Consider the following 21,930-nt stretch of genomic DNA (forward strand, 5'->3'; position numbering starts at 1 on the left):
CCTTGTGTATTACGGCTTACCCTATTTTCGATATTTTTAGTAAGCGTTTTAAATCCTTTAATAGACCCGCTGATATTTTCATTGCAGCTGTTTTATCTGCAGGGAATTGATAACGCATGAAAATATTTCCTAGTGGATCAACTAAATATAGTGTATCCGCACTTAATTGCTGTTGATTGACTGCGCTTAATTGTAATTTTGTGAGTGCCTGCGTATCGATATATTCAGACTCTAATGAGGGGATCGCTGTGAGGTAGCGTTGCACGCGACTGCCTTCGGAGGCGAGTAGAGTGTGTACTTGCTGGATTTGCCAGATACTTTCTTGGCAAACGACGCTGCAATTATCGGCTGGGTTGTAGAGTAGTAACCAGGCCTGAGGGCTGGATGGGATTGCGAGAGTCGGGGTTATTAATGTTCCTGCATTGGTTTTAGCCCCCTGATACCAATCATTAACCAGCACTATTTTAGCCACTAAAATAGGTGCTATGAATAATCCGAGCATGATAAATAACGGTTTCTTTTGCATGACTAATCCTTATCTTGCGTACTATGTTCGTTTGTTAGAGTTAGTATTTTTTTATCCAGTAACCACTGCATAGACTTAATGCAAATGCTAAGGCAAACCATTGCACAGCATAAGCGATATGTTTTGCTGGTGGCATGACGGTGATTTGCCACGTTTTGTTAAAGCCAACCGTGGAATTATGCTCCAGCTGCAATAATAGTGGTTTCAATGGGGTATCTAAATAAGATTGCAGTTGTAAGATGTCCGTACGTTGCACCAGCAATACGTTGTCTTTACTAGCACTGATATTATCTCCGAGTAACCAAGGCGAGCCTTGTGGGGCGCTTAATGTGCCGTTTAAATGATAGAGACCTGTGAATTTGGGGATCTCCGGCAGTACCTGCCGTGATGGCGATGCGGCTAGCCATCCAAGATTAACCAATATGGTATTTTCATCGCTGTGAAAAGGCAGATATAAGTGGTAACCGATACGTTTATGATTGATCTGGTTATCGAGTAATATCGGCTGTTGATTGTCAAAAGAGCCTTGTAATGATACTTGATGATGTAAGTTATCTGCTTTCACTTGGCTTAATGTCGTGATGGTGACTTGCTCAATATCCAATAGCGCTTGCTTTTCTTGCGCTCGTGCAAGCTGCCATAGTCCTAATTTAATACAGATTCCGACGGCAAATAGACTAAAAACCACAAACCCAATTAAACGCTTAGGGTGGTTATATTTGGGCTTAGACTTAGCTTTAGGTATGGCATCAACATGTGTTTGCATATCTACTCTCGATCAATAGTAGCGTGCAATTAAGCATAGAGTTGATTTAATAGAAAGGGAGTAAAACAGTAGAAATATTAAACTTATAAGTAACTTACAGAGTAATATCCCAGTACAGGGTACTGGGATAGCAACACATCACTAAAGCGGTGTTATTTTACTTGCCAAGCGATAGTCTCGCCAGTTCTGATTGGCACCATCTTCGCGTCACCAAATGGTAGCGTTGTTGGTACTAGCCATGCCGACTTTTCTAACGTGATCGTGTCAGCGTTGCGTGGTAAATTGTAAAAATCAGGGCCATTGAAGCTGGCGAATGCTTCTAGTTTATCAAGCGCATTTTCTTGTTCAAATACTTCAGCATAAAGTTCAATTGCAGCATGCGATGTGTAAGCACCTGCACAACCACAAGCAGACTCTTTCTTATCATCGGCGTGTGGTGCTGAATCTGTTCCAAGGAAGAACTTATTGCTACCGCTCGTTGCCGCTTGGATCAAGGCCGCTTGATGGGTATTACGCTTCAAAATTGGTAAGCAATAATAGTGTGGCTTAATGCCGCCAACTAACATGTGGTTACGATTGAACAGTAAGTGATGGGCTGTGATTGTTGCAGCAATATTATCACTGGCGTTATTCACGAACTCAACAGCATCAGCAGTGGTGATGTGCTCAAGTACAATTTTCAAATTGGGGAAATCAGCAACAACAGGCTTCAATACTGTATCTAAGTAGACTTTTTCACGGTCAAAAATGTCGATGTCTGCATCTGTTACTTCACCATGTAATAACAATGGCATGCCTGCATCTTGTAATGCTTGTAGTGCAGGGTAAACATTTTTAATTGACGTCACGCCTGATGATGAATTTGTTGTTGCGCCAGCAGGATAAAGCTTTGCCGCATAAACAATACCCGTTGCTTTTGCTGCGTGGATATCTTCAGCCGTTGTTTGATCAGTAAGGTAGATAGTCATTAATGGACTAAATGAAGAATTCGCAGGTACGTTAGCTAAAATACGTTGATGATATTCTTTGGCGATCTCAGCATTTGTTACTGGCGGTACTAGGTTAGGCATAATGATAGCACGGCCCATGTAACGACTAATGTCAGCAACAGTATGTTTTAAAACATCACCATCTCGAAGGTGTAAGTGCCAGTCGTCTGGGCGGGTGATCGTTAAAGTTTCCATTTGATTTCTCCATCGCTAATTTCCGGAGATTCTAAAGATTAATGCTGGTGAAGTCAAAGAGCTAGTATCAATTGATGCGAAAAGACGATACCAAGTAAGTCTATAGTTAATTTTAGCTTATTTGGTATCGAAGTCATGACGTGATTTGTGTCGCGATAGTGAAACACTTTACTGATAAATGGTTAAACGATGTAGACAAAGATAAATAAAATAATCCAAACGACATCCACAAAATGCCAGTACCAAGCTGATGCTTCAAAAGCAAAGTGTTTACCTGGGGTAAAATGGCCATTAATGACCCGTAATAACATCACGGTTAACATGATCACGCCTAAGGTAACGTGCATGCCATGAAAGCCTGTGAGTATATAAAAAGTATTGCCATAGACACCGGAGTCAAAGCGTAATGATAGCGCTTGATAAGCGTGTATGTACTCTTCAGCTTGGAAAAATAAGAAAGTAACTCCAAGAGTCACAGTAATCGCTAACCAAGTCACTAGTTTCGCGCGGTGTTTGGCGATCAGGTTATGGTGAGCGAAATGTAGTGTTACTGATGAACTAATTAAAATGACAGTATTAATTAATGGTAATCCATACCAAGGCATTGCTTGGGTTACCCTACCATCAGGCGTTGTTGTTAGTGGCCATGTGGGGATAAACTCAGACCAAATTACGTCATGGGTCATGGCATTATTACCTTCACCACCAAGCCAAGGGATCGACAAGTTACGTAGATAAAATAATACCCCGAATAACGCCACAAAAAACATCACTTCAGAAAAAATAAACCACAGCATGCCCATCCGAAATGAACGGTCGAGCTGTTCATTGTAGAGACCTTTCATCGATTCGTTGATGACATTACGAAACCAACTAATCAGCATGAATAATAAAATGGCGATACCAACAAATAAAATAGGGATGCCGGTATTGCTACCTTCCTTACCGATGAGTTGTACTGTGGTCGCTGCGCCAATAGCAATAATAAACAGTGCAATGGCCCCGACTAAAGGCCAAATACTACTGGCTGGTACGTAGTAATTTTTGGGTGCTTTGGCATATTCGTTATTATCTTGCATTACAAGGCTCCTAGCGCATCGCTACTTTTGTTGGCTCATTGCTAAATCAGTTGTTGGCTCGTTTTTAAACAAGGTGTAGGCGAGGGTTAATGTCGATATATCAGCAGGGATGTTTGGGTCGATATAAAAAATAAGTGGCATCATCGCCTCTGCATTGGCCGCTAACATTTGTTCTTGGAAACAAAAACACTCTGTTTTAACTAAGTACTGCGCGCCATACCCTGGGCTAATCGACGGGACGGCGCGGCCAAAGGTGTCTTGAGCACTTTGATTTGTGGCGACAAAGCTGACTTGATAACGTTCACCGGGATGTAACTCAATGCTGTTAATCTCAGGTTTAAATTTCCAAGGCAGCTGCTTGCTTAGATAGGTGACAAACTCAACTTTCACAGTGCGAGACTCATCGACAGTTGTCATCGGTACGGATGACTCTCGGCTAAAATCTTTGCCGTTTAGTCCGGTAATGTCACAAAAAACATCATAGAGTGGTACTAAGGCAAAACCAAAACCGAACATACCGACGGCGCTAAAAATTAGCAGTCGTAAGTGTTTTTTTATTTTCGGCGCTGTCATTATTTCACCTCTGGCGGTGTATCAAAGGTGTGATAAGGCGCTGGTGAGGGCACTGTCCATTCTAATCCTTCAGCACCTTCCCATGGTTTTGCTGGGGCTTTTTGACCACCACGAACCGCCATAATAACCACAGCAACGAAAATCAACTGAGACAGTCCAAATAGGAAACCACCAATACTGACTATTTTATTGATATCAGCAAATTGCAATGCGTAGTCAGGAATTCGGCGTGGCATACCGGCAAGTCCTAAGAAATGCATTGGGAAAAACAAGATGTTGACCGAGATAAGTGAACACCAAAAATGCCATTTACCCAGTGTTTCATTGAACATAAAGCCTGTCCATTTCGGTAGCCAGTAATAGGCCGCTGCCATAATCGAGAACACGGCGCCAGTAACCAGTACGTAATGAAAATGTGCCACAACAAAATAAGTATCATGGTATTGAAAGTCAGCGGGGGTGATCGCCAGCATTAATCCTGAAAACCCACCGATAGTAAATAGGACGATGAACGCCAGTGAAAATAACATCGGCACTTCAAAGGTGATAGACCCACGCCAGAGTGTTGAAACCCAGTTAAATATTTTCACCCCTGTTGGCACTGATATCAGCATGGTGCAATACATAAAGAATAGTTCTGCGGCAAGCGGTAAACCGACGGTAAACATGTGATGCGCCCACACAGTGAAACTTAAAATAGCAATGGATGCAGTGGCGTATACCATCGAGTGATAACCAAATAATTGCTTACGAGCAAAGGTTGGAATTATTGCGGAGATGATGCCAAACGATGGCAAGATCATAATATAAACTTCGGGGTGACCAAAGAACCAGAATATATGTTGAAAGAGTACGGGATCACCACCGCCAGCGGCATCAAAGAAACTGGTACCAAAATACTTATCGGTCAAGATCATGGTCACCGCGCCCGCTAATACCGGCATCACAGCAATTAATAGGAATGCGGTAATTAACCAGGTCCATACGAACATTGGCATTTTCATTAATGTCATGCCCGGTGCGCGCATATTTAAAATCGTCACGATGACGTTAATGGCGCCCATTATCGAACTGATCCCCATTAAATGTACTGAGAATACAAACATTGCAGTACTGTCGGGACTGTACTTAGTTGATAACGGTGGATAGAAGGTCCAACCAAAGTTAGGGCCCCCACCTTCTGTAAATAGTGATAACAGCAATAATGAAAAGGCAAACGGTAAAATCCAAAAGCTCCAGTTATTCATGCGTGGCAGGGCCATGTCCGGCGCACCTATCATCAAGGGCAGCATCCAGTTAGCCAGGCCGACAAAGGCTGGCATCACAGCACCAAATACCATGATTAAGCCGTGTGATGTGGTCATTTGGTTGAAAAAGTTAGGCTCAACTAATTGTAGGCCTGGTTGGAATAACTCGGCACGAATGATCATTGCCATGGCGCCACCAATAAAAAACATGGTTAAGCTAAACCACAGATACAGGCTACCAATGTCTTTGTGGTTAGTCGAAAATAACCAACGTTTATAGCCTTTCGGTGCACCGTGGTGTTCGTCATCGTGCAGTGCTTCAGGAATAGAGTTCATTACTTGCTCTGCATTATCTTTTAATTGTATATCGCTCATGTGCAGTCCCTTGAATTACCGATTAGTTGCTATTGTTTAATGCAGTGTCAATTTGCGCTGGCTGTACAATGTCACCGGTGTTATTTTCCCAAGCATTACGTTCATAGGTGATAACTGCTGCGAGCTCTTTTTTAGTTAACTGTTTGGCAAAGGCAGCCATTGCGGTGCCGGATACCCCGTGCAGGACAATATCGATGTGTTTATTCACATCGCCAAGTGCAATAGGGCTGTTTTTAAGTGCCGGGAATGCGCCTGGAATACCTAGCCCTCCAGCTTGATGGCAAGCTGCGCAAGTGCGGTTATAGACTTCTTTGCCGAGCATCATCATTGCAGGCATGTCTAGCGTTTGCGTCAGACTTTCTTGTTCTGCTTGTAACTGTTGTTTGGCTGTTACTTTTGCTTGCGCTAGCCAAGTATCAAATGCTGCAGGTTCTAGCGCTGTAACCACGATTGGCATGAAACCATGATCTTTGCCGCATAACTCAGCGCATTGGCCACGGTAGGTTCCAGGTGTATCAATTTTGGTCCAAGCTTCATTAATAAAACCGGGGTTGGCGTCCTTCTTTACCGCAAAGGCGGGTACCCACCAGGAATGGATCACATCATCAGCAGTGATCAAGAAACGGATTTTTTTATTGGTGGGTAATACGAGCGGGTTATCGACCTCTTTGAGGTAATGCGGCTGTTTTACTACTTCATTATTAATCTCTGCTTGGCTGGTGGTTAAACGGCTATAAAACTCAAGGTCATCATCGAAATAGCGATAATGCCATTTCCATTGTGAGCCGGTGATTTGAATGGTGATATCTGCTTCTGTGGTATCTTCCATCAAGATTAACGCTTGTGTGGAAGGCACGGCCATTGCAATTAAAATGACGATCGGGATCGCAGTCCAAATAATTTCAACCGTGGTGCTTTCATGAAACTTGGCGGCCACGGCACCTTTGGATTTACGGTGACGATATAAAGACCAAAACATAATGCCAAATACAATGACCGCAATCGCTATACATATATAGAGAATGGTCATGTGTAAGTTATAAACTGTGTTGCTGATCCCCGTCACGCCCTCGGTCATATTCAGTGTTGACTGCTGGGCAAATAGCGGTGTTGATCCCATCCCTAGTACAAATGCGACTAATGTTATCGTTAGTTTAGATAAGCGCACATAACCTCCCTCAAAATTATCCATAATGACTCGCAAAATATAGATTAGATAATGAGTGAATTGTGTTAGCTCTCTGCGACAACTGTCAGCATTTAACAATCCACTGTTATTTGCCGAAGTATAGTTACAGAAATGTTAATTGCGCTATTTATGATGAAGATAAACGACTTTATCTGTCGTGTTTCACGCGTTGAAGGTGACGATTTCAAAAGATTTTTTTAGGGCTGATATCTGCTCCTGTAATTTCTTGATGTGGCAGGCAACCGATTGTGACAAGTCTTGTTGGTCCTGTTCTTTTACGCTGTCTAAGCGCATCACCTTTAGTTTGATGATTTGGGTATCGGTCATCAAGTTATCAATATGCTGCATCATCTCAGGATTGGGATATTTTTCTTTGAGTGATTCGAGCTGATTGGTAAAATCTAAAAATGCATGTTCAATTTCGACAAGGGTCATGAAAACTCCTAATAGCAATCTAAAGCAGGTTGTTCTGGTTCACGTCAAATTGATTATAGTGTACATTTTAATTTTATACTGACTCGTAGATATTGTTCACTGTCGGTGAAAGTAAGAGATTGGGGATTTTCTTGTGATGGTGAGTAATTAACCAAAGTGAAGTTATAACACTATAAATTTGTAGTTTTTCATCTTATTTCGTCATAAAAGTCAGTTTTGTTCTTGAATTTTAACTTTTCATCCATACATTATAAGCAAATAAAATATTAAAGTGCTATTTAGAGTGGCAATGCTCGATTTTTTTCTTGCTGCTAGCTATAATATCGCGTCTTAAATTTCCAGTTGGAAATGTTAATAAATTCATTAGAGGTATCTAAATGCAAGTTTCTGTAGAAACGACTCAAGGCCTAGAGCGCCGTTTAACTATCACAGTTCCAGCTGCAACAGTTAGCAAAGAAATCGACAATCGTTTACGTGGTTTAGCAAAAACTCAACGTATCGACGGTTTCCGTCCAGGTAAAGTACCAGCTAAAGTAATCAAAAAACGCTTTGGCGCTGCTGTAGCAGAAGAAGTTGCTGGCGAAATCATGCAACGTAACTTCTACGAAGCAATCGTAGCTGAAAAATTAAACCTTGCTGGCGCACCAACTCTTGAGCCTGCAGCTGTTAAAGAAGGCGAAGACTTCTCTTTTACTGCAACACTTGAAGTTTACCCTGAATTCGAAGTTGCTGGTATCGAAGCAATCGCAATCGAAAAATCAGTATCTTCAGTAACAGATACAGATGTTGATGGCATGATCGAAACTTTACGTAAGCAACACGCTGAGTGGGTTACTGCTGATCGCGCTGCTGAAGCTAACGACCAAGTTAAAGTTGACTTCAACGGTAGCATCGATGGTGTTGAATTCGAAGGCGGCAAAGCTGAAGACTTCACACTAGCTATGGGCCAAGGTCGTATGATCCCTGGTTTCGAAGAAGGCATCGTAGGTAAATCTGCAGGCGAAGAGTTCACTGTTGAAGTAACTTTCCCTGAAGAATACCATGCAGAAAACCTGAAAGGTAAAACTGCAAGCTTCGCTATCACGCTAAACGCTGTTGAAGCGCAAGAACTTCCAGAAATCAATGCAGAATTCGTAGGTAAATTCGGCGTTGAAGACGGTACTCTTGAGTCTCTAAAAGCTGAAATCAGCAAAAACATGAGCCGTGAACTTGAGCAAGCTATCAAAGCTGACACAAAAACTAAAGTGCTTGACGCATTAGTTGAAGCAAATGATATCGACGTTCCTGCTGCACTAGTTAAGCAAGAAATCGTTACATTACGTGAGCAAGCTATGCAACGTTTTGGCCAAATGGCACCACAAAACGCACCAGAACTTCCTGATGAATTATTCACAGAGCAAGCTAGCCGTCGTGTTAAAATCGGTCTAGTACTTGGTGAATTCATCAAAGTAAACGAAATCACTGCTGATGACGCTCGTGTTCAAGACATGATCGCATCTATGGCGTCTGCATACGAAGATCCAGCTGAAGTTATCGCACACTACAAAGACAACGAACAAGCACTAGAAAACGTTCGTAACGTAGCTGTTGAAGACCAAGCTATTGATTTAGTATTAGAAAAAGCAAACGTTACAGAAAAAGAAGTTGCGTTTGAAGAACTAATGAATAAAGCGACTCAAAACGCATAATTGTTGATTCGATTGAACAAAATACGTAATTAAGCGCTATAATGGCTCGAGTGAGGGTATTTCACTTGGGCCATTTTTATTTAGGGATGATAATATGTCAAAATTCTTTAATGATATCACTGAGTCTCCGTCAAACGCGTTAGTCCCTATGGTTGTTGAACAAACAGCTAAAGGCGAGCGTTCTTATGACATCTATTCTCGACTTTTAAAAGACCGTGTAATCTTTTTGACTGGCCAGGTTGAAGACCACATGGCTAATCTAGTTGTTGCACAGCTACTTTTCTTAGAATCAGAAAATCCAGATAAAGATATTTTCCTTTATATCAATTCACCAGGCGGTTCTGTAAGTGCGGGTATGTCAATTTATGACACCATGCAGTTTATCAAACCAAATGTGTCTACAATTTGTATGGGTATGGCTGCGAGCATGGGTGCATTCCTTCTTGCTGGTGGCGAAAAAGGTAAGCGTCACGCATTACCTAACGCTAAGATCATGATTCACCAACCGTTAGGTGGTTATCAAGGTCAAGCATCTGATATTGAAATTCACGCCAATGAGATTCTTAAAACTAAGCGTAAATTGAATGAAATATTAGCTGCGCATACTGGTCAAGAGTATGATCGTCTTGCTGCTGATACAGATCGTGATAATTATATGACGGCTGCTGAAGCGATGGATTATGGTCTTATCGATACAGTAATAACAAAACGTGATTAAGTAATTTTTGACAGGTCGAGGCTCTTTTAGCCATAATTAAGATTAGGCATAAGATTTTCTACCTGTAATGTGAGGTTATCGAATGACAGAAACAAAAAATGGGGATAACGGTAAATTACTTTATTGTTCTTTTTGTGGCAAAAGCCAACACGAAGTACGTAAGTTAATTGCTGGCCCATCTGTCTACATTTGTGATGAATGTGTTGATCTTTGTAACGATATTATTCGTGAAGAGATTAAAGAAATTGCACCAAAACGTGAAGGTGATGAGTTACCAACACCGCATCAAATTCGTGGCAAATTAGATGATTACGTCATTGGCCAAGATCATGCTAAGAAAGTATTAGCAGTTGCGGTATACAATCATTATAAGCGTTTACGCAATGGCGATACATCAAACGGTGTAGAACTAGGTAAGAGTAATATCTTATTAATCGGTCCAACTGGTAGCGGTAAAACATTATTAGCTGAAACGTTAGCGCGTATTCTTGATGTACCTTTTACTATGGCTGATGCAACAACATTAACTGAAGCTGGTTATGTTGGTGAAGATGTTGAAAACATTATTCAGAAACTATTGCAAAAATGCGATTACGATGTAGAAAAAGCCCAACGAGGTATTGTCTACATTGATGAAATTGATAAAATTTCACGTAAATCTGATAATCCATCTATTACTCGTGACGTATCGGGTGAAGGTGTTCAGCAAGCATTGCTAAAACTGATTGAAGGGACTGTTGCTTCAGTACCGCCACAAGGTGGTCGTAAGCATCCTCAACAAGAGTTTTTACAAGTAGATACATCTAAGATCTTATTTATCTGTGGCGGCGCGTTTGCTGGCTTAGATAAAGTGATTGAAATGCGTACGAACGTAGGCAGTGGTATTGGCTTTACAGCAGAAGTGAAAGGTGAAGCTGAAAAAGCAACTTTATCTCAAGTTTTTGCAAAAGTTGAGCCACAAGATTTAGTTAAATTCGGTCTTATCCCTGAATTTATCGGTCGTCTACCTGTGACTGCGACATTAACAGAACTTGATGAAGATGCATTAATTCAGATCTTAACAGAACCGAAAAATGCACTGACTAAACAGTATTCAGCACTATTCGATTTAGAAGGTGTTGAGCTGGAGTTCCGTGAAGATGCGCTGATTGCAATTGCGAAAAAAGCGATGTCTCGAAATACCGGAGCACGTGGTTTACGTTCAATTGTAGAAGCTGTTTTACTGGATACTATGTATGATCTTCCTTCAGTTGAAGATATTAGCAAAGTTGTGATTGATGAATCTGTAATTAAAGAAGAATCAGCACCAATTTTGATTTATGAAAATACTGAAAATAAAGCAGTATCAGCAGACTAGTGTTAGATTTTTAAACACTTACTGTTAAAAAGGGGCGCAATGCCCCTTTTTTTATATTATTTTTCATAATTTAAGCTCCTAGCATTGATTGTTGAGTAATAACCCCTATATATTCAATATTAGCCCTTAGTCCAGTTTTATAAGTGAGGACAAGATGAGTTTTGAGCGTACGGAAAGCGTGAATATCCCTGTATTACCATTGCGTGATGTTGTGGTTTATCCCCACATGGTAATTCCTTTGTTTATTGGCCGAGAAAAGTCAATTCGTTGTCTTGAAGCCGCAATGGATACAGATAAACAAATATTTTTAGTTGCACAAAAAGATGCAGCTCAAGATGATCCCCAAGTTGAAGACCTAAACAACGTGGGTACAGTCGCTAATATTTTACAAATGTTAAAATTGCCTGATGGTACTGTTAAAGTATTAGTCGAAGGCACACAGCGAGCTAAATTAAATAGCTTGAGTGATGGCGATGATTACTTCCAAGCTGAAATTGAATATATGATCTCTGAGTCTGTCTCTGACGATGAAGAAGAAGTACTAATTCGATCTGCGATTGGTCAGTTTGAAGGTTACATCAAGCTAAACAAAAAGATCCCTGCTGAAGTATTAACATCAGTAACGGCGATCGACGAAGCTGCGCGTCTTGCAGATACAATGGCAGCACATATGCCGTTGAAATTAGAAGACAAGCAAGTGGTGTTAGAGCTAAGCAACGTTGCAGAGCGTCTTGAGTTCCTAATGGCACAAATGGAATCTGAAATCGACCTATTACACGTTGAAAAGAAAATTCGTACACGTGTTAAAAAACAGATGGAAAAAAGCCAGCGCGAATACTATTTGAATGAGCAAATGAAAGCGATTCAAAAAGAGCTTGGTGAGTCTGAAGATGGTGTTGATGAATTTGAACAATTAGCTGAAAAAATTGAGCAAGCACAAATGCCTGCTGAACCAAAAGCTAAAACCATTGCTGAGTTAAATAAATTAAAAATGATGTCTCCTATGTCTGCAGAAGCAACTGTAGTGCGTAGTTATATCGATTGGATGGTTTCAGTTCCTTGGAAGAAACGTTCAAAAGTTAAAAAAGACATTGGTAAAGCGTTAGAAGTGCTTGATGCAGACCACTTTGGTTTGGATAAAGTAAAAGAACGTATTTTAGAATATCTCGCAGTGCAAAGCCGTGTTAATAAGCTTAAAGGTCCGATCCTTTGTCTTGTTGGTCCTCCTGGTGTTGGTAAAACATCGTTAGGTCAATCGATTGCTAAAGCAACAGGCCGTAAGTATGTTCGTATGGCACTGGGTGGTGTACGTGATGAAGCGGAAATCCGTGGTCATCGCCGTACTTATATCGGTTCTATGCCGGGTAAACTTATCCAGAAAATGGCGAAAGTTGAAGTACGCAACCCATTATTCTTATTAGATGAAATTGATAAGATGGCATCGGATATGCGTGGTGATCCTGCATCGGCATTACTGGAAGTATTAGACCCAGAACAAAATACAACGTTTAACGATCATTATCTTGAAGTTGATTATGATTTGTCTGACGTGATGTTTGTTGCAACATCAAACTCAATGAATATTCCTGGTCCATTACTTGATCGTATGGAAGTGATTCGTTTATCGGGTTATACCGAAGATGAAAAACTGAATATTGCTAAACAGCATTTGCTGGACAAGCAAATTGAGCGAAATGGCTTAAAAGCGAAAGAAATTACGATTGAAGATAGCGCAATAATGGGCATTATCCGTTATTACACTCGTGAAGCGGGCGTGCGTTCACTTGAACGTGAAATTTCAAAGTTATGCCGTAAAGCAGTTAAGCAGATCTTATTGAATAAAACACTTAAGTCAGTGGTTATCAATGAAGATAACTTATCTGAATATTTAGGCGTACAACGCTTTGATTTCGGTAAAACTGAGAGTGAAAGCCGTATTGGTCAAGTAACTGGTCTAGCGTGGACTGAAGTCGGCGGTGATTTACTGACGATTGAAACCACCTCTGTTCCTGGTAAAGGCAAGCTTAACTACACTGGTTCATTAGGTGAAGTGATGCAAGAGTCTATTCAGGCAGCGATGACAGTTGTTCGTGCTCGTGCTGAAAAGTTACGCATTAATAACGACTTCTACGAAAAACGTGATATTCATGTACACGTACCTGAAGGCGCTACACCAAAAGATGGCCCAAGTGCTGGTGTCGCTATGTGTACTGCACTTGTATCAAGCTTAACGGGTAACCCTGTACGTGCAAACGTTGCAATGACAGGTGAAATCACGTTACGAGGTGAAGTATTACCTATCGGTGGCTTGAAAGAGAAATTACTTGCTGCACACCGTGGTGGTATTAAGCGTGTCTTGATCCCGAAAGAAAATGAACGTGACCTAGAAGAAATTCCAGCAAACGTGATAGGTGATCTTGAGATCCATCCGGTACGTTGGATTGAAGAAGTTCTGGTGCTTGCGCTAGAAAATCATCCGGATGCTTTCGAAGTGGTATCAAAATAGTGTAATGGTTTTATAGGTTAGAGTGTCTATTCAGACTTGAATAGTCACTTTAACCTTGTTATAAACGCTATAAACGTTAGTTCTATTTATATTCTAGTATATAGATAACTAAGATTAGGGGAAGAAAGTGAATAAAGCTCAACTGATAGACAGTGTTGCCGCTAAAGCTGATATTTCTAAAGCTGCTGCTGGTCGTGCTATTGATGCAATGATCGAATCGGTAACAGAAACACTTGAAAAAGAAGACTCTGTTACGCTAGTGGGCTTTGGTACTTTTAGCGTACGAGATCGTGCGGCACGTACTGGCCGTAACCCACAAACAGGCGAAGAAATTCAAATAGCAGCATCGAAACTGCCAGTATTTAAAGCTGGGAAATTGTTGAAAGATGCATTAAAAGCATAAGCTATTCGTTATTAATCATTATTGAGTAAAGCCGCACCATTAGGTGCGTTTTTATTGTTATTTACTGTATTGCAGTTTAGAGAATACAATTATGTTAGAGAAATTTCGCGAAGGTTCACAAGGACCGGGTGCTAAGATTATTTTAGGTGCAGTGATCGTTACATTCGCCCTTGCTGGTGTAAGTAGCTATCTTGGTACTGGTGGCGCTCAATCTGCGGCAACAGTGAATGGTGTTGATATTTCAACACAAGCACTCGAAAATCAAGTGAGAACAGATCGTTCTCGTTTAGAGTCGCAACAAGGCGAATCATTTGCCGCGCGTTGGGAACAACCAGCATTTCAAAATCAAGTACGTCAACAGTCTCTTAATACGTTAGTTGCGCAAAATCTATTACAGCAAATGACAGATGACTTAGCATTACGTATTGGCGATGAAAAAATCCGTGGTTATATTTTTGCAATGCAAGAATTTCAAACTGATGGTGTTTTCAATGATGAACGTTATATTAGCTTACTACGTCAAAGTGGTATGACACCTGCGCAATTTGTTGAACGCTTACGTACTGATTTTGCTCAGCAACAATTAACTGACGCTCTTGTAAACTCTGAGTTTAGTTTGCCAAATGAAGTACAGCAATTAGCGGCATTACAAAATCAACAACGTCAACTGAGCCAGCTTATCGTGCCAGCAAATAAATTCGCTGCTGATATTGTCGTTACTGACGCTGAAGTAAGTGACTATTACAATGCAAACACAGGTGCTTTCCAGACACAGCAGCAAGCATCTGTAGATTACATTTTAGTGGATATGAAGGATATCAGTGCTGATATTCAATTAGCTGCTGACGATGCTGAAAATTACTACAATGAACATCAATCATCTTATGCACAAGAAGATAAGCGTAAAGTGGCGCATATCCTTGTGGCATTTAATGATGATGAATCAGCTGCAGAACAGAAAGCTCAAGATTTACTAACACAAATCCAATCAGGCGCAGATTTTGCTGAGTTAGCGAAATCATCATCTGATGATACGTTCAGCGGTGAAAATGGCGGTGAATTAGATTGGTTAGAAAAAGACATCATGGATCCTGCATTCGAAACAGCTGCATTTGCACTTGTGAATGATGGTGATGTGACAACAGAGCTAGTACGTAGTGATTTTGGTTTCCACATCATTAAGCTACTTGCTGTTGAACCGGGTAAAGTGAAAGCATTTGCTGATGTTAAAGCAACGATTGAAACACGTTTGAAGAATGAGCAAGCGGTATCACGTTTTGATGAGTTAGCTGAGCAGTTAGCGGAACAAGCATTCGAAGTGCCTGATTCACTGGACGTTGCATCTGAAGAAACTGGTTTAACAATTGTTTCTACAGAGCAGTTCTCAGCAGACGCTATTCCTGCACCATTAAATGATCAGAAAATTGTGAGCACATTATTTGACCAGGACTTTATTGCGGAAGCGTTAAACTCTGAAATCATTAATCTATCTGATACACAAAGCATTGTCGTTCGTCTTAATGAATACAAGCCGCAAACGACAAAACCATTAGCAGATGTTAATGCTGAAATCGTGGCTCGTTTAACAGCGACTAAAGCAGAGCAAAAAGCATTGAGCTTTATGGATACTGTGTCAGCTAAAATTAATGCTGGTGAAAATGTGACGACGGAACTAGCAAGTGTCGATGCAAACTTCACTGCGCCGGAATGGTTAAGCCGTTTTGATTATACAAAAGCAGACTTTAAAGTATTGAGTAAATTATTCTCAATGCCTAAACCTGTTGCAGAACAAGCAAGCGTAGCAACAGAAACATCGCTAAATGGTGATGTAACCTTGCTTAAATTCACGTCTGTACGTGATGCTGAAACGAATGCTGAAGAAGCAACTCGTTTAGCGGATACGTTGAAAAACATCAATGCGCAAGCTGACTATGAGATGTTGATACAAACGCTGATTAAAGCTGCTGATGTTTCTTACCCTGCTGTTGCAGAGTAAAGCATAACGTAATAACAGGACTAGCCAGACGGTAACTTTGTCTGTGTTAAGTGAGTTAATAGGATCTCGGTGTGATGATATTGCACCGAGATTTTTTGTTATTAGAAGCGAGCATTATGATTAAATATATTATTGCCCTGGTTATAACTGTACTGATCTTATCGGCTGGCGTATGGCTTTATTTACCTAAAGACAATCCGCTTTTAGGTGAGTGGGTATCGACAGATGATATCTATGGGAAGCCTGAGCGATTGGTGTTCACGGAGTTCGGTATGTTTAAAGATGGCAGTCATGTGCCTGCCGAATTTGATATATCACGTCAGAAGGTGACGGTAATAACGAATCTAGCAAGCACAGAGTATTTATTAGTAAGTGATAATATGATTAAGCAGCGGGTGCCACGCCAAACATGGCGTTTTTTCATGCGTGCAAAGGCGATGAAAAATATGAAAGAAGCATTAGAGCAAAGTCAGATTAACCGCTACAATTAATGTCAACAATGTAGCCCGACAATATAACTCAATAATATCGGCTGGTGATGGTTATCAGCTATGACGGCTCATTACTTACAGTTACTCTTTTTCATATTATATTGATTCGATAATATTTGTCCGCACAATGCCGCTGTAGGATTAGAGAAAAGTTGTTCACTATTTCCCTGCTCGATACATTCTCCTTGATGCATAACAATCATTTTATCGCTTATATGCTTCACTAAGCCCATGTTATGGGTAACGACGATATAAGAGATACCGATTGTTCTTTGCAGCTCTAGCATTAAATTAATCATCTGTGAGCGCAACGAAATATCCAGTGTCGATAAGGTATCATCGGCAATGATAATTTTGGGGTTTAAAATAAGCGCTCTAGCTAACGCGATACGCTGTTTTTGTCCACTTGATAGCATTGGTGGATAGAAGGTCGCATATTCAGGTAACAAGCCTACTAGGCGTAATGTATCGGTTATTTTCTCAGTACGCTTAGCCACTGACATATCGGTATTCAATTGCAGCGGTGCATCTAAGATTTGTCCCACACTGGTTCGCGGGTTAAGCGATGTCTCAGGGTCTTGAAATACCATACGAATCGAACGACAGCGTAAATCGGAGTTACCCGCATCAAGTTTACAGCCATCAACATAGATATGACCTGTGGTAGGTGGTATGACTCCTGCTAATAATCGTGCGAGGGTTGATTTCCCTGAGCCTGTTTCACCAATAATTGCCAGTGTTTCACCTCGATTTAAACTAAATGAAATGTCATTAACAGCAACGACTTCCTGACGCTTAAAAAAACCGGTCGGGTTGATATAGGTTTTGCCTAATTTCTCCACCCGTAATAAAGGCTGAACACGCGTTGCGGATGCACTATTAATTATTTCTTCTGGCATTTTTTACTCTTTAATTCATCAGCATTTAACGGGAAGTGACAACTAAACATATGGCCTTTTATTTTTTGCATTGGCGGTGTTATCACACAGTTTTTTTGTGCGTTAGGGCAGCGCGGCCCTAGTCGGCAACCAATGGGTAGGTGATGTAATAGTGGCACTTGACCCGCCAAGGTATTTAAACGAGCTTTGTGTGGCACGCGGCTAAAGTCGGGGTTTGCCCGTAACAACGCATCAGTATAAGGGTGATGCGTATGATTAAATACTTGCTCTCGAGTACCACTTTCAACCATTTGACCACAGTACATCACGGTCATATTGTCTGCTAATAGACTTACTGTTTCTAAATCGTGGCTGATCAGCAAGATGGTTGTGTGGGATAACTTATTTAATTTATCTAATAAGCGTAATATTTGATTCTGAGTTTTGGGTTCCATTGCCGTTGTCGGTTCATCAGCAATTAATAGACGCGGTTTTTTGGCAATCGCCATCGCTATCATTACTTTTTGGCAAAGGCCCTCAGAGAGCTCAAAAGGGTAACTGTTCATCACCTTTTTATGATCTTTTACACCCACTTTATGTAATAGGGCAATGGCTTGTTTTTTACGCCAATTAAAACGTTGCCAAAAATGACCAGTAAACTGATCACAGGGTATGGCTTCAGCAAGTTGATCGCCGGCTTTTTCTGATGGGTCCAAATGGGCGGCTGCATCTTGAAAAATCATGCCAATTTCTTTACCCATGACTCGGCGGCGCTGCACTGGGGTTAAATTGAGTAAATCAATATCCCCCAGTCGTAAGCGATCCGCTCGTACCCGCCAGTTGTCTTTAGTAATGCCCATAATTGCTTTTGCAACCAGACTTTTCCCTGAGCCTGATTCACCTACCAGCCCACGTACTTCACCATCACTTAGGGTAATGTTAAATTTATCTACCGCTTTTAATGTACCTTGCGGTGTTTCGATCTCAATCGTGAGATTTCGGATATCGAGCAGTGCCATTAATCAACTCCCGCAATGACGGATTGTCTTAAACTTTCACCAACGACGTTTACAATGAAAATAGTCACTAGAATAGCGAGTCCAGGCAGTACCACTGTCCAAGGTGCAATGAATACTAGATCGGTTGCACCGGATAGCATCGTGCCCCATTCAGAAAGGGGACGCTGTGCGCCTAAGCCTAAAAAACCTAATGCACTAATATCAATTATAGCTGACGAGATCGCGCGGGTAAGTAAGTTAACCAGTGTTTCGATGATATTTGGAAATACACCATAGCGAATAATACGGTAGTTATTTGCACCATCGAGTTTGAGGGCAATAATGTATTCTTTCTGCAGTTCTTGGTAAACCGACAGGTATACGCCACGAATAAATTGCGGGATAGAAGCTAGTAGAATCGCTAACAAGCTGTGGTCTAAGCCAGGCCCAAGCACAGAGATAAAGATGATCGCTAATAATAGTGATGGGATCGATAACGCTGTGTCCATTATATGATGCAAGGTACTCGATAGCAGGCCACGGCTTATCGCGGCTGTAATGCCGATTGTCGTCCCTATAACTAACGCGATAACACTAATTAGCAGTGCGTTACCAAACGTTAAGCGTAAACCATATAATAACCGAGATAATACATCGCGACCTAAATCATCAGTCCCAAAGAAATAATCAACAGTGCCTTGTTCATCCCATGATGGTGGCTGTAACAGTAAACTAGCTTGGCGTATATCGGGTTCGTGTGGCGCAATCAACGGCGCAAAAACCATGAGGAAACATAACAAGCCTAGTGCCCATAAAGCGGCCATTGCAATTTGCTGGGATGAATAATGTTTCCAGGTTTGTTCTGCAGGAGACAGAATATGTTCATCCGCAAAGATATTAATGTTGGGCATAAAGTTCTTTCCTGCGAATTGGATGAATAACAACCGTTAATATTTCGGTTAATACATTGGCGGTCACCACAAAAATAGCCACTGTTAACATACCGCCTTGGATCGCGGCATGGTCTTGTTGATAAATGCTATTGATTAACCAACGGCCAATACCGGGCCATGAGAATACCGCTTCAGTGACCATCGCAGTGGTTAATACGGTACTGAATTGCAGGCCTAAATGCGGGATCATATTGGGGATTGCGTTACGTAGTACGTGACGCATAATAATTTCAGTCTTACTCAAGCCTTTGCTTGCGGCAGCTTTAATGTATTTTTGCTTCATTACATCACTGACGTGATTACGCATTTGGCGGATAACTTCGGTCGTCGGTACGGTCGCTAATACAATGGTTGGCAACAATAAATGCTTAAGCGCATCGTAAAATGCATCTTGACTATGCGGGTTATCAGAAATCAGCGTATCAATAAGCATGAAGCCGGTAACTGAATCAATATCATAGAGTAAGTTGAGTCGACCTGTTACAGGCAGCCAATTCCAATTTAAGGCAAAGTACATCATCACTAATGACGCTAACCAGAATACCGGTATTGAAAAGATAAACAGTGAGATGCCCATGATAGTGCTATCAAGTGAACTGCCGCGTTGCATACCTGCAATTGTGCCAATCGGTACACCAATCATAATAGACAGAATAAAGGCACTAAAGCAGAGCTCTAACGTCGCGGGAAACACTATCAATATTTCATCTAGTACCGGTTGTCCAGTTCCACTTGTTACGCCCAAGTCACCTTGCATAATAGCGAGTAAATAATCCACGTAATTACTGAATATATTACCGTCTAACGCTAAGTCACCCGGCACTCGGCTACGTAGATAAAAGCCAATGACCGTTAATGCAGTGACCGTGATAACGAGTAGGTTAATGCGTCTTATAATATAAAAAAACATAAATTACTGCCGTACTGTATTAATGAAATTGATGCCACCGAAAGCGGTTGTTTCAACGCCTTTCAGTCCCGAGGTATAGGCGTGTAAGCGTAATGAGTGTGCTAATGGAATCAGTGGTAATTCTTGTTGAATAATTTCTTGGGCGCGATAATAGAGCGTCACGCGTTCAATGTATTCTGTTTCTGTGACGGCTTGGTTAATCAAGTCATCAAATTCGGAGTTACACCAGCGAGTATAATTAGAACCAGTGTTAATCGCGTTGCAACTCAGTTGGAAACGGAAGAAGTTATCTGGATCATTATTATCGGCCACCCAACCTAATAGGTAACTATCATATTCACCTTGTTGTAATTTCTTTTCCATGAGCTGCCACTCATATTTAATTATTTTTACCTCGATACCAATTTGTGCTAATTCTGATTGAATCAGCTCTGCCATCTTCACAGCATCGGGATTATAAACTTGTGATGATTTTAACGCCATAATATTCATCTTGAAACCATTTGGATAACCCGCTTCAGTGATTAACTGACGGGCATAAGCAAGATTGTATTTATAGCTCTTAAGGTAGGGATTATAGGCCCAAGAGACAGGTGGTAAAATTGATTTGGCGTTAACACCGGTATTGTAATAAACCGCTTGTAATAAGGTTTCTTGATTGATGGTGTGAGCAAGCGCACGACGTATTTTAGGATTGTTAAAGGGGGCTTTTTCAGTATTAAAAGCCCAGTAAGCCACGTTTAAACCAGTCTCAACCGATATTTTCACACGGTCATGTTCACTGATCATCTCTACCTGGCTTGCCGCCGGATAGGCCATTATATCGCATTCTTGAGTGAGTAATTTGGCTAATCGTGATGATGAATTAGGGGTGATATCAAAAATTAATTGTTCAATTTTCGAATTTTCGCCCCAGTAGTCCGCGTGTTGCTGATAGCGAATAAAGTTATCTGTGCGATATTCTTTAAACTTAAAAGGACCTGTACCTATCGGCAGGTTATCAATATCGGCTTTTTTGTTTAACGCGATCAAGGTGTCGCCATATTCAGCAGATAATATAACGCTAAAATCGCTGGCTAAATTAGCAATAAACGAAGAATCTGGTAACGCGAGCTTAAATTCAATGGTGTAGTCATCAATCTTAACGAGTGATTGGATCTGCTGGTCGAGTTCAATCCCCTCAAAAAATGGATAGCCATCTTTTGAAACGTCATGATAAGGATGCGTCTTATCTAATATTCGTGCAAAGCTGAAAATGACATCATCGGCATTAAACGGACGCGTCGGCGTAAAGTAATCCGTTTGGTGAAAACGTACGTTTTTACGCAAGAAAAAGCGATACGAGAGACGATCTTCAGATACTTCCCAGTCAATGGCTAAACCGGCTTTGAATTGCTGCGTATTAGGATCAATAAATAGCAAACGGTTGTAGAGTTGACTCGTCGTTGCATCCAGGGTCACATTTGATGTGGCAGTTTGTGGATTAAATGAACTGGGGCTACCCTCGGTACAGTAAGACAGACCGTTCTGTTTTATTGGCGGGGGCTCACCGCATGCTGTTAACAACAAGAGAACGGTTAAAGGCAGTATATTTTTAATCAAATTTAGAATAGGCATATTGTTTTATCACGATTACTTACCTTGCTAATTTATCATTA

The 21,930-nt window shown here is 41.0% G+C and carries 20 protein-coding genes; 7 read left to right on the forward strand and 13 right to left on the reverse strand.

Annotation, left to right across the window (positions count from 1 at the left end; translation table 11 throughout):
- Window positions 1-16 precede the first annotated feature (16 nt).
- From JFU56_RS09770 to JFU56_RS09805, 8 genes are all read right to left on the reverse strand, one after another.
- Window positions 17-526 (reverse strand): hypothetical protein, encoded by a 510-nt coding sequence (locus JFU56_RS09770; RefSeq protein ID WP_198437102.1) that lies wholly within the window; start codon window positions 524-526, stop codon window positions 17-19.
- A gap of 40 nt (window positions 527-566) precedes the next feature.
- Window positions 567-1,292 (reverse strand): SURF1 family protein, encoded by a 726-nt coding sequence (locus tag JFU56_RS09775; RefSeq protein ID WP_198437103.1) that lies wholly within the window; start codon window positions 1,290-1,292, stop codon window positions 567-569.
- 152 nt (window positions 1,293-1,444) lie between these two features.
- Window positions 1,445-2,476 carry a dihydroorotase gene (pyrC, locus tag JFU56_RS09780; RefSeq protein WP_198437104.1) on the reverse strand — a complete coding sequence of 344 codons (1,032 nt, stop codon included), beginning with the start codon at window positions 2,474-2,476 and terminating at the stop codon, window positions 1,445-1,447.
- A 182-nt stretch (window positions 2,477-2,658) separates the two neighbouring features.
- The gene (locus JFU56_RS09785; RefSeq protein WP_198437105.1) at window positions 2,659-3,555 is read right to left on the reverse strand and encodes a cytochrome c oxidase subunit 3; all 897 of its coding nucleotides are present in this window, start codon (window positions 3,553-3,555) and stop codon (window positions 2,659-2,661) included.
- 21 nt (window positions 3,556-3,576) lie between these two features.
- The gene (locus tag JFU56_RS09790; RefSeq protein ID WP_198437106.1) at window positions 3,577-4,128 is read right to left on the reverse strand and encodes a cytochrome c oxidase assembly protein; all 552 of its coding nucleotides are present in this window, start codon (window positions 4,126-4,128) and stop codon (window positions 3,577-3,579) included.
- Complete coding sequence (ctaD, locus tag JFU56_RS09795) at window positions 4,128-5,711, reverse strand: cytochrome c oxidase subunit I (RefSeq protein ID WP_198437168.1); 1,584 nt, start codon at window positions 5,709-5,711, stop codon at window positions 4,128-4,130. The genes JFU56_RS09790 and ctaD overlap by 1 nt, the downstream gene beginning before the upstream one ends.
- 61 nt (window positions 5,712-5,772) lie before the next feature.
- The gene (coxB, locus tag JFU56_RS09800) at window positions 5,773-6,870 is read right to left on the reverse strand and encodes a cytochrome c oxidase subunit II (RefSeq protein ID WP_242065938.1); all 1,098 of its coding nucleotides are present in this window, start codon (window positions 6,868-6,870) and stop codon (window positions 5,773-5,775) included.
- A gap of 231 nt (window positions 6,871-7,101) precedes the next feature.
- Complete coding sequence (locus JFU56_RS09805; RefSeq protein WP_198437108.1) at window positions 7,102-7,374, reverse strand: hypothetical protein; 273 nt, start codon at window positions 7,372-7,374, stop codon at window positions 7,102-7,104.
- A 377-nt stretch (window positions 7,375-7,751) separates the two neighbouring features.
- Here JFU56_RS09805 and tig point away from each other — a divergent pair, with 377 nt between their 5' ends.
- The 7 genes from tig to JFU56_RS09840 all read left to right on the forward strand — a co-directional run bounded on the left by tig (window position 7,752) and on the right by JFU56_RS09840 (window position 16,533).
- Window positions 7,752-9,062 carry a trigger factor gene (tig, locus tag JFU56_RS09810; protein WP_198437109.1) on the forward strand — a complete coding sequence of 437 codons (1,311 nt, stop codon included), beginning with the start codon at window positions 7,752-7,754 and terminating at the stop codon, window positions 9,060-9,062.
- Between the two features lie 94 nt (window positions 9,063-9,156).
- Window positions 9,157-9,780, forward strand: a complete 624-nt coding sequence (clpP, locus tag JFU56_RS09815) for an ATP-dependent Clp endopeptidase proteolytic subunit ClpP (protein WP_019440901.1) — start codon at window positions 9,157-9,159, stop codon at window positions 9,778-9,780.
- Between the two features lie 82 nt (window positions 9,781-9,862).
- A complete protein-coding gene (gene clpX / locus JFU56_RS09820; protein ID WP_198437110.1) occupies window positions 9,863-11,137 on the forward strand; it encodes an ATP-dependent protease ATP-binding subunit ClpX in 1,275 nt (424 codons plus the stop codon).
- A 154-nt stretch (window positions 11,138-11,291) separates the two neighbouring features.
- On the forward strand, window positions 11,292-13,643 hold the full coding sequence (gene lon / locus JFU56_RS09825) for an endopeptidase La (RefSeq protein ID WP_198437111.1): 2,352 nt from the start codon (window positions 11,292-11,294) through the stop codon (window positions 13,641-13,643).
- Window positions 13,644-13,770: 127 nt separating this feature from the next.
- Entirely contained in the window at window positions 13,771-14,046 is a 276-nt protein-coding gene (locus JFU56_RS09830; RefSeq protein ID WP_198437112.1) for an HU family DNA-binding protein, read from the forward strand.
- A gap of 91 nt (window positions 14,047-14,137) precedes the next feature.
- On the forward strand, window positions 14,138-16,042 hold the full coding sequence (locus JFU56_RS09835) for a SurA N-terminal domain-containing protein (RefSeq protein WP_198437113.1): 1,905 nt from the start codon (window positions 14,138-14,140) through the stop codon (window positions 16,040-16,042).
- A 74-nt stretch (window positions 16,043-16,116) separates the two neighbouring features.
- Entirely contained in the window at window positions 16,117-16,533 is a 417-nt protein-coding gene (locus JFU56_RS09840; protein WP_242065939.1) for a hypothetical protein, read from the forward strand.
- A 71-nt stretch (window positions 16,534-16,604) separates the two neighbouring features.
- Here JFU56_RS09840 and JFU56_RS09845 read toward each other — a convergent pair whose 3' ends face one another.
- Genes JFU56_RS09845 through sapA form a run of 5 tightly spaced genes read right to left on the reverse strand, consistent with a single transcriptional unit; the run spans window position 16,605 to window position 21,889 of the window.
- Window positions 16,605-17,432, reverse strand: coding sequence for an ATP-binding cassette domain-containing protein (locus JFU56_RS09845; protein ID WP_198437114.1), 828 nt, complete (start codon window positions 17,430-17,432; stop codon window positions 16,605-16,607).
- Window positions 17,417-18,430, reverse strand: coding sequence for an oligopeptide/dipeptide ABC transporter ATP-binding protein (locus JFU56_RS09850; protein ID WP_198437115.1), 1,014 nt, complete (start codon window positions 18,428-18,430; stop codon window positions 17,417-17,419). The genes JFU56_RS09845 and JFU56_RS09850 overlap by 16 nt, the downstream gene beginning before the upstream one ends.
- A complete protein-coding gene (locus tag JFU56_RS09855) occupies window positions 18,430-19,320 on the reverse strand; it encodes an ABC transporter permease subunit (RefSeq protein WP_198437116.1) in 891 nt (296 codons plus the stop codon). Before JFU56_RS09855 ends, JFU56_RS09850 begins: the two co-directional genes overlap by 1 nt.
- Window positions 19,307-20,272 (reverse strand): ABC transporter permease subunit, encoded by a 966-nt coding sequence (locus JFU56_RS09860; RefSeq protein ID WP_198437117.1) that lies wholly within the window; start codon window positions 20,270-20,272, stop codon window positions 19,307-19,309. Before JFU56_RS09860 ends, JFU56_RS09855 begins: the two co-directional genes overlap by 14 nt.
- A gap of 3 nt (window positions 20,273-20,275) precedes the next feature.
- Window positions 20,276-21,889 (reverse strand): ABC transporter substrate-binding protein SapA, encoded by a 1,614-nt coding sequence (gene sapA, locus JFU56_RS09865; protein WP_198437118.1) that lies wholly within the window; start codon window positions 21,887-21,889, stop codon window positions 20,276-20,278.
- Between the last annotated feature and the right edge of the window lie 41 nt (window positions 21,890-21,930).

It is taken from the genome of Moritella sp. F3 (genome assembly GCF_015082335.1).
Lineage (GTDB): Bacteria > Pseudomonadota > Gammaproteobacteria > Enterobacterales > Moritellaceae > Moritella.

What these genes read in the sequence shown, in the direction of transcription:
- JFU56_RS09770 (WP_198437102.1), bottom strand. Translation starts at nt 526, where the DNA reads ATGCAAAAGAAACCGTTATTTATCATGCTCGGATTATTCATAGCACCT.
- JFU56_RS09775 (WP_198437103.1), bottom strand. Translation starts at nt 1,292, where the DNA reads ATGCAAACACATGTTGATGCCATACCTAAAGCTAAGTCTAAGCCCAAA.
- pyrC (WP_198437104.1), bottom strand. Translation starts at nt 2,476, where the DNA reads ATGGAAACTTTAACGATCACCCGCCCAGACGACTGGCACTTACACCTT.
- JFU56_RS09785 (WP_198437105.1), bottom strand. Translation starts at nt 3,555, where the DNA reads ATGCAAGATAATAACGAATATGCCAAAGCACCCAAAAATTACTACGTA.
- JFU56_RS09790 (WP_198437106.1), bottom strand. Translation starts at nt 4,128, where the DNA reads ATGACAGCGCCGAAAATAAAAAAACACTTACGACTGCTAATTTTTAGC.
- ctaD (WP_198437168.1), bottom strand. Translation starts at nt 5,711, where the DNA reads ATGAACTCTATTCCTGAAGCACTGCACGATGACGAACACCACGGTGCA.
- coxB (WP_242065938.1), bottom strand. Translation starts at nt 6,870, where the DNA reads ATGGGATCAACACCGCTATTTGCCCAGCAGTCAACACTGAATATGACC.
- JFU56_RS09805 (WP_198437108.1), bottom strand. Translation starts at nt 7,374, where the DNA reads ATGACCCTTGTCGAAATTGAACATGCATTTTTAGATTTTACCAATCAG.
- tig (WP_198437109.1), top strand. Translation starts at nt 7,752, where the DNA reads ATGCAAGTTTCTGTAGAAACGACTCAAGGCCTAGAGCGCCGTTTAACT.
- clpP (WP_019440901.1), top strand. Translation starts at nt 9,157, where the DNA reads ATGTCAAAATTCTTTAATGATATCACTGAGTCTCCGTCAAACGCGTTA.
- clpX (WP_198437110.1), top strand. Translation starts at nt 9,863, where the DNA reads ATGACAGAAACAAAAAATGGGGATAACGGTAAATTACTTTATTGTTCT.
- lon (WP_198437111.1), top strand. Translation starts at nt 11,292, where the DNA reads ATGAGTTTTGAGCGTACGGAAAGCGTGAATATCCCTGTATTACCATTG.
- JFU56_RS09835 (WP_198437113.1), top strand. Translation starts at nt 14,138, where the DNA reads ATGTTAGAGAAATTTCGCGAAGGTTCACAAGGACCGGGTGCTAAGATT.
- JFU56_RS09840 (WP_242065939.1), top strand. Translation starts at nt 16,117, where the DNA reads ATGATATTGCACCGAGATTTTTTGTTATTAGAAGCGAGCATTATGATT.
- JFU56_RS09845 (WP_198437114.1), bottom strand. Translation starts at nt 17,432, where the DNA reads ATGCCAGAAGAAATAATTAATAGTGCATCCGCAACGCGTGTTCAGCCT.
- JFU56_RS09850 (WP_198437115.1), bottom strand. Translation starts at nt 18,430, where the DNA reads ATGGCACTGCTCGATATCCGAAATCTCACGATTGAGATCGAAACACCG.
- JFU56_RS09855 (WP_198437116.1), bottom strand. Translation starts at nt 19,320, where the DNA reads ATGCCCAACATTAATATCTTTGCGGATGAACATATTCTGTCTCCTGCA.
- JFU56_RS09860 (WP_198437117.1), bottom strand. Translation starts at nt 20,272, where the DNA reads ATGTTTTTTTATATTATAAGACGCATTAACCTACTCGTTATCACGGTC.
- sapA (WP_198437118.1), bottom strand. Translation starts at nt 21,889, where the DNA reads ATGCCTATTCTAAATTTGATTAAAAATATACTGCCTTTAACCGTTCTC.